Origin of the sequence: Nodosilinea sp. LEGE 07298, from assembly GCF_015207265.1 — a bacterium.
Lineage (GTDB): Bacteria > Cyanobacteriota > Cyanobacteriia > Phormidesmidales > Phormidesmidaceae > Nodosilinea.
Window position 1 is genome coordinate 1 of sequence record NZ_JADEXE010000313.1, and the last position, 7,536, is coordinate 7,536.

6 protein-coding genes and 1 pseudogene are annotated in these 7,536 nt (G+C 57.4%); 6 read left to right on the forward strand and 1 reads right to left on the reverse strand.

Translation table 11 applies throughout. The features are described from left to right. A pseudogene (locus IQ273_RS27765) lies at positions 1 to 1,396 on the reverse strand (alpha-mannosidase); the annotation flags it as partial. Between the two features lie 57 nt (positions 1,397 to 1,453). Here IQ273_RS27765 and IQ273_RS27770 point away from each other — a divergent pair. From IQ273_RS27770 to IQ273_RS27795, 6 genes are all read left to right on the forward strand, one after another. After that, on the forward strand, positions 1,454 to 2,698 hold the full coding sequence (locus IQ273_RS27770) for a hypothetical protein (RefSeq protein WP_194026369.1): 1,245 nt from the start codon (positions 1,454 to 1,456) through the stop codon (positions 2,696 to 2,698). Positions 2,699 to 2,843: 145 nt separating this feature from the next. Continuing rightward, entirely contained in the window at positions 2,844 to 2,960 is a 117-nt protein-coding gene (locus IQ273_RS27775) for a photosystem II reaction center protein I (RefSeq protein ID WP_106870448.1), read from the forward strand. A 264-nt stretch (positions 2,961 to 3,224) separates the two neighbouring features. Beyond that, entirely contained in the window at positions 3,225 to 5,486 is a 2,262-nt protein-coding gene (locus IQ273_RS27780; protein ID WP_194026370.1) for a DUF3769 domain-containing protein, read from the forward strand. 146 nt (positions 5,487 to 5,632) lie between these two features. Further along, a complete protein-coding gene (locus IQ273_RS27785) occupies positions 5,633 to 6,448 on the forward strand; it encodes a hypothetical protein (protein WP_194026371.1) in 816 nt (271 codons plus the stop codon). Positions 6,449 to 6,545: 97 nt separating this feature from the next. Continuing rightward, positions 6,546 to 7,022, forward strand: a complete 477-nt coding sequence (locus tag IQ273_RS27790) for a hypothetical protein (protein ID WP_194026372.1) — start codon at positions 6,546 to 6,548, stop codon at positions 7,020 to 7,022. 133 nt (positions 7,023 to 7,155) lie between these two features. Then, positions 7,156 to 7,410, forward strand: coding sequence for a hypothetical protein (locus IQ273_RS27795; protein WP_194026373.1), 255 nt, complete (start codon positions 7,156 to 7,158; stop codon positions 7,408 to 7,410). Positions 7,411 to 7,536: the final 126 nt, after the last annotated feature.

A 7,536-nucleotide genomic window follows, 5' to 3' on the forward strand; every position in this document is an offset into this window, starting at 1 on the left:
GCATGTCGCGGGTGGGGCCGCCGCCGTGGTCGCCAACGCCGGGTAGCCAGAGGGCATCGGTGCAGCCGGTGTTGGCCTCCCATTGGCAGGCGTACTGGGCCATGGCCACGGGGTCGATATCGGTGCCGATGGGGGGTAGGGTAACGCCGGTAATCTCGCTGCCGTCTGGCCCCTGCCAGGTAAACAGGTCGTGGGGGAAGGGGTTGGTGTCGTTCCAGCGCAGCTTTTGGGTGGCAAAGTAGCGAATGCCGCCCTGGGTGAGCAGCTGGGGCAGCTGCCAGCAAAAGCCAAAGGTGTCGGGCAGCCAGGCGATCGCGCTGGCCGTCCCAAATTTCTCGGCGCAGTACCGCTGGCCGTAGAGAATCTGGCGGGCGATCGCCTCGCCCCCCGGCAGGTTCAAGTCGGGCTCGACCCAGAGCCCAGCATCGATCGCCCAGCGCCCATCTCTCACCCGCTGCTGAATGGTGGCGAACAGGTCGGGGCGGTGGGCTTCGAGCCAGGCAAACAGGGCTGGCGACGAGTGGCTAAAGGTCAGCTCTGGAAAGTCTTTTTGCAGCGCCAGCACCGAGCGAAAGGTGGCTTCGGCAGCCTCCCAGGTATCGGCCACCGGCCAGAGCCAGGCCAGATCGAGGTGGGCGTGGCCGAGGCAGTGCACCGTGCGCTGCTTCAGCCAAGGAGATAAGGGATTAAGCGAGTGCCGCACGTTTAGAAGAGATTGATGGAAGCGATCGCGTTGATCAGAAACCACCCCTAGAAAATCCTCACCCACAGATGCCCAATCAATGCCCTCCAGTGCCTCAGCCACTGCATCCAGGGACGCAGGCTCAAACTGGGCCAGGTAAGTGGCCAGTACGGCCAGCTCGTCAGCCACAAAACCCGGTTCTGGACAGTCACCCGATAATCTTTCAAACACCAGCTCCGCCTGCACCAGTGCCCCTTCGTCGTGGCCGGGGCTGAGCAACTTGAGAGAGACATCTACAAATGCCCCCGGCACTACAGCCTCCGTCAGCACAATGCGAGTCCAGCAGTCAAAAATGTCCCCCGATTGAACGTGCTTGCCGTTAACAAAAACATCGGCCTGGTTGGCCCACCACCGCAGCGCCAGCCGCGCCGTCAGCCCCTCCAGGGGGTAGCCGTTAAGGTCGGTAGGCCAGGTAAAGCGCTGGTGCAGCCAGAGGGGCACTTTACCCTGGGGCCAGGTGATGTAGCCGCGATCGTCGAGGGCGGCCAGGGGCCAGGATTTCCAGATGTCATCCGCAGGAACGTTCAGCGATTCTGATGCTGCTGGGCCGCTGTGCCAGGTTGCTCGGACATCTTTTCGGCTGAGGGCACGCAGGCGATCGCAGGTGGCTAAGATCGGCTGTGGCAGTACAGGGCAAACGGTGGCGAGGGGCATGGCTCCGGTATGATCAAAAGCAGTTCCCCCAGTTTAGGCAGAAGCGTAGGCAGAGTTATGGCCACTTCGTCCCGCCCGTTTCAAAGCCAAACCGTAGCTCGCCTCGTGGCGGGGTATCGACAGATAGCTCGCGGTGCCGAGCATTGGCTGCGGCAGGGGCGTACGGCAGCGGTTTGGGGACTACAGGTGGCGGTTTACCCGCTCTATGTCGCGGTGCAGGGGCTGAGAACAGGTTACCGGCAGCTGCGAGCTACACATCCTTGGCAGCCGCTGTGGACCAAAATCAGCGGCAAACACATCCCAGAGCTGGTAGAGGCTGACACGCCTATTCGCGCCCTGTTGTCTATCATTCAGCCCCCGGTCGTGCAGACTCTAGGAAAACAGCCGATGGGGCTGAGCCTGGTCAACCGATATGGTCAATGGCTGCGGCAGTCTCGGGCCGGAGCCGTGCTCACTGCTGGTCAGTGGCACCTGATTCGGTTGCAGGCCTCCATTCGCGGCATTGCCTCAGACCTGACGACGCGGCAGGTGGTACTAGTCACCGTCGATAACGACATTTTTGCGGGGCTGACCGACGACCAGCAGCAGCGGTTGCAGCAGGCTATGGTGCTCATGCTGGCAGAGTATAGCCGCCTGCGCCGTCGCCACGTCCTAGACCACACGCTGCAGCAGCCCTGGTTGCCGCTGCCTACAGTCAACCCAGCTGCGCTGCCTCCCCTGCGTTGGCTACCGGTGGCGTTGCGCTGGCTGCAAACCAGCCCGCTGGCAGCCGCTACCAGCCTGTTTGGTGAAGCCAGACAGCAGCAGGCGATCGCCCGACGCCACCCGACCGATCCCGCAGCTCATCCCACAGCCCCGACCGTAAGATTCGACCCCAGAGCTAGCTGGCATGGGGGCACCCAAGGCTACAGCGCACCTCGGTTCGAAGCCTCACCCATGCTTAAGCGCCTTACCGCCACCCCAGCTGATACTGATGAGGCCGCAGCCCTGACCGTGGCCCCTTCTCGGGCGGTAGTTGAGCACTTGTCATCTCCACTGGGTATCGTTGGGGCGCAGACCGCGCTGCGGACAGCAACCCCGGCTGGCAGCGTCAGCGTTTCAGCACAGCATTCAGCCGCCCCAGACACACACAGAACAGATCAGCAACAGCTTAATTCCGCCAGCGCTATAGAGGCCCAAGTTACCCAGGTCGATTACATTGATGCGCCGCTGGTGGCTGTACTGCGTGGTCTAGATTGGGTGCTATACGTGATTGAAACCTGGCTGCGCGGATTGTGGGACTGGCTGCAAAAGCAGTGGTAATGGTCAAGGCATTTAGACAGGCGAACGTTTGGCGATATGATAGGGCAAGCTTAGTCCTGCACCAGGGCCGTTTCAACCTGTGAAACGATGATGCTGTTTGGGCAGGTCTGGGGCCTACTCTGCTAGCGGTTTGGAGACCTAACTCATGCTGACCCTCAAGATTGTGGTTTACCTCGTGGTCACGTTTTTTGTGGCCCTGTTTGTGTTTGGCTTTTTGAGCGGCGACCCCTCCCGCAACCCCGGTCGGCAAGATATGGACTAGGGTTTAATCCGCAAAGGTGGGTTGGTTGCGCGAGCTAGCTATGCCTAGGCTAATCACCTAAGCCAAGTTAGCGCTTCCAACCCCTGCGGAACTTAAGGCCTTTAAGTTGGTCTTTAGTCTGGCGGCGGCTCCCCATGCTGCCGCCAGGAATACATCGGTACATGGTTCACGCTGGGTATCAGTTCATGCTGGCATCAAGCGGTTAGCCACGGCCTAGTTGAGCCCGCCTGTCGGGCTTTGTTTTTGCTTTGGTAATGCCAGCCCATGCCTCTGCCGCTGATTCTGCCCTCTGTGCCCCCGCCCCCGCAGCTGGCTGAAGTCGTGCTGGTGTCAACTGCTGTCCAGATACATCAGCCCGCAGGACCGGCGTCAACGGTGGCTACCCTTCAGTCATCAGAGGCGATCGCCGCCACCGTTATTCCTGCCCCTATCTACCTGACTCAGGCAGATCTGTTGCGCCCTCTGGCTCAGACTCCACCAATCCCTAATGCTCCTCTCGGTGAACCAGCCCCGCTGAATCTAGAGTCGCCCGGTCCAGAGTCTTTAGAATCTCCTCACTTAGAGGCTGCACCCGTAGAGACTGCGCCCGACAATTCTGCCCCCCCGCTCAGCGAGCCAGAATTAGAGCCAGAGCCAGACCCAGATATTTTCCCGAATACATCGCCAGAAACACCACCAGAAACACCGTCTGACGCTGTCACCTCCATTTTTTTGCGGGCTGACCAACAGGTCTTTGAACCGATACGGCAAATTGTCACCGCCAGTGGAGATGTACTGGTGCAGTTTGGCACCGGCCAGCTGGCTGCCGATCGCCTGTGGGCCAATTTGGCCAACCGTTACCTGCGGGCTGAGGGCAACGTATTCTTCAACCGCAACAATCAGATTATTGAGGGCGAAACGGCTACCTATAATCTGCTGCAGGGGGCAGGCACTATCACCGAAAGTCGTGGTGAGCTGGAGCTATCAACCCTGGAGGACGATTTTTCAACCCTTCCATCCAGCCCCGTCGCTGGGCTGCCCCTCGACTATCGCCTTCAAAACCAGCCCTCTATCTCTCAGGCGACTAGCCCCGGCGGCATTGCGCTGGCCACGGGCGATACCCAAGTGCTGCTGAGTGGCGAGCAGGGCAACATCGAACGACTGCGGTTTGAAGCCGATCAGGTTTCTTTTGATGCTGACGGTTGGTATGCCGAGGGCATTCGGCTAACCAATGACCCTTTTTCGCCGCCCGACCTGGAGTTTAGGGCCAGCACCGCGCGGCTCACTCCCATAAATGAAATTCAGGAAGAGTTGGTTTTTGAAAATCCCCGGCTGGTTTTTAGTCAGGGCCTGAGCATTCCTTTATTCAGAAATCGCTTTTTACTGACCCAGGGGCAGCTGCCGTCCGATGCCTTAAACCCTCTGCCCGCTGGCATTGGCATTGATGGCCGCGATCGCGATGGTTTTTTTGTTGAAGCTCCTATTCCCATTGGTGGCGCAGGCCCTTTTAGCATTACCGTAGCCCCCCAGTTTTTTGTCTCTCGCTGGCTGGGCAGCTCAAATTACAACATCGCTGACCCGGCTAACTTTGGCCTAGCCGCCAGGGTTAACGGTCCGCTGGGGCCGCGTACATCTGCCTCGGGCAACTTCAACCTGTCTGGCTTCGACTTGGCCAACTTGAGCGATCGCCTGCGGGCCAGCTTTCGGGCTCAGCGGTTGGTGGGTACCCATCGGCTCAACCTTGAGTACAGCTACCGCGATCGCCTCTTCAACGGCTCGCTGGGCTTTCAAGATGTGCAAAACAGCCTGGGGCTGCTGCTAGCATCGCCCAATATTACCTTGGGCAATACGGGCCTTAACCTCAACTATCAGGTGTCTGGGCAGTACGTCACGGCCAATACCGATCGCCCTAATCTACTCAGTCCTGGATCTACCATCGGGCTGGCCAGCCTGTTTCGGTTTCAGGGATCTGCTGACCTCAGCCGCAGCTTCTTGCTGTGGCAGGGGCAACCCCTACCCGCCACCCAAACCGAAGGGCTACGCTATTCGCCACGCCCTCTGGTGCCCAATTTGAGCCTAGGCGTAGGGCTGCGCGGGGTAGTCACCTACTACACCAGCAATGACCTACAGGAGACGATCGAGGGCAGAATTGCGATCGGAGGGCAGCTTGGCCGCCTGCAGCGCAACACCTTCGACTACACTCAATTCAATATTGGCTTTAGCCGCAGCGTTTTAGGCGGCGACACATCTCCCTTTCTCTTCGATCGCTCGGTTGACCAAACCGTGCTATCGGGAGGCATTATTCAGCAAATCTATGGCCCTTTTTTAGCGGGTTTTCAAACGGCTATTAATCTAGATACCGGGCGCACCATCGACACCAACCTGATCTTTGAATATCGTCGCCGCGCCTATGGCCTGCTATTTACCTACAGCCCCAAACAGGACACCGGCTTTTTAGGGTTTCGCATTAGCGCCTTTGACTGGGTCGGGCGCACGGCCCCCTTCGATGCTGCCCCCGGTACGCCCAGCGATGTAGTGGTGCAATAGCGATCCGCCAACGGTAATCAACCTTACGATGCTAACCACTACCCTGAATTATAATTAAGCTAGACGAAAACCTTTTTCAATCTTTCTTTTAATACTGTCTTTTTTTAATACTGTGGCCAATGTGGGTTAACGCATAGGCATTCACCATGACTCACTCCAATAATTTTGCCGATATTGAAGCCGTTTATCAGCTGCTAACCAGCTACAGTTTTGATGCTGAGTCTTATCAAACTAAAGCCATAGCTGCCGGTTGGCTAGCCGAATTCGGTCCCGTTTGGGTCAGCCACGCCATTACTGAAGCCCTCTATCAGGGACGCTACAAGCTTATTTCCATTGACCAAATTCTCAAGCTCTGGCAGCGGCGAGGACAGCCAATTCGCCACTTTAACCGCGAGTTTGAGTCAATTATTTTAGGTCAGACATTGATCTACCCCATCGGATACGGGGTCGGGCCAGAGCCATCTACTCAGGGCCGCGTTGCGCCTTCAGCCTCGCCAGAGATTACACCTCACTCCGCGCCGCCTTCCCCAGAATTAGAATTGCCCCACCCCGAATCTGATCAAACAGAACCCGATCAGGCAGATTTAATCAGGGAAGCACCAGCGGCTTCAACCGCTCAACGTAACCCCTTTGATCAGACAAGTGCCGTTGATGTGACGAGTGGGCTAAAAGCCGTAGAAGAGCCTGCCGTTTCAGAAGTATCTGCGGCGGTAGAAGAACCGACGATTGAAGAGCCGACAATTCACGCAGCGTTTGAAAGCCGAGCTGATACTAGCAGCCACACCAGCAGCGAATTTACTGGCAAAACCCATCCAGAGGTACCCGACTTTCGCCCAGTCGAACCCGAAGGGTCGTCCCTCGGGCACCAGGTCGAGGTCATTCAGCCTTTTGTACCCAGGCGGGATGAGTCAGAGCTGCACGAGCGGCTGCGGGCAGTGGTGCAGGGTGGTATGCAAGAATAATCAAATTATGATGCAGCGCTGAAACAGTGTGGAGATGGCGCGTAGTTAGAGCACCCCGGTAGCGTATACTCAAGAGCAGTACATACGATCTATCACAATGGTTCAATACACCCTGGCCCAAAGTCCAGACGTTGTTCTCACAGTATCCGGCAAAGATTCTCGCAAAGCCCGTGAAAAGGCGCTTGACCAGCTCATGACCATGCTAGATGAGGGCGCACTCCCCACGGCTCTAGCCGATGGCTTTAGCGCCGAGCAACTCGTCGAAGTACAAGCTACCACCACCTCAGCCGCCGTGCAGCAACAGGAAGATTCTGTAGTAGAGGCCATCCAGGTGTTAAACCAACTGGCCACCCTCAAAGTTAAGGTGCAGGCCAGCCGCGACGAAGCGCTACAGGTGCGACAGCTAGTCGACCTTTTATTTACCGATGACCCCATGACCGACGATCAGCTCACCGAGCTAAAAGACGGGTTTAAGGTACTAAAGTCATTTGCCCAGAGCAATCTGCGCTTTAAAGAAGCCCGCACCCAGGCCGAGGATGCCCGACAGATTCTCGACAACGCGCTGGAAAATTAGTGGAGAGATGCGTTTATGGTGTGAAGGTCTACAGACGGCGTGAAGACTGTTGGGTGGGCAGTGCTCCCTGCGCCCTATTATTTTTATTTGACTACAATAAAACCAACGACGCTCTTCCACAGGTTCAAGCACCATGCCAGTCTTTAGATTTTTTACCCGTGGCGTTGCTCAGCGTCTTGCGATCGCATGCCTAGCCGGTCTACTCTGGCTCACCTCTAGCCTGTCCGCATCTGCCTACGCCGCAGACTTAGCCGATGCCAAGCGCTACATTGCTGCCGATGGTACCGATTTAACGGCTATGGCCCAGTGTTTACCGAGAGAACTCAGCCAGGGCAACTTGGCACGCGCCTTAGAAGAATCCAAGAACGACTTTTTACAAAAAGTGTGATTGCTCAACTCAGTAGCCAATCAGCCTGCTGTGAGGTAAGGGCACGGGAGATAGCGTCAAAGGCAGAGATGCTTTGACGGCGAGCCGTGTTTACCAGCGAACGCACCTGGGCGAACAACTCCGCAC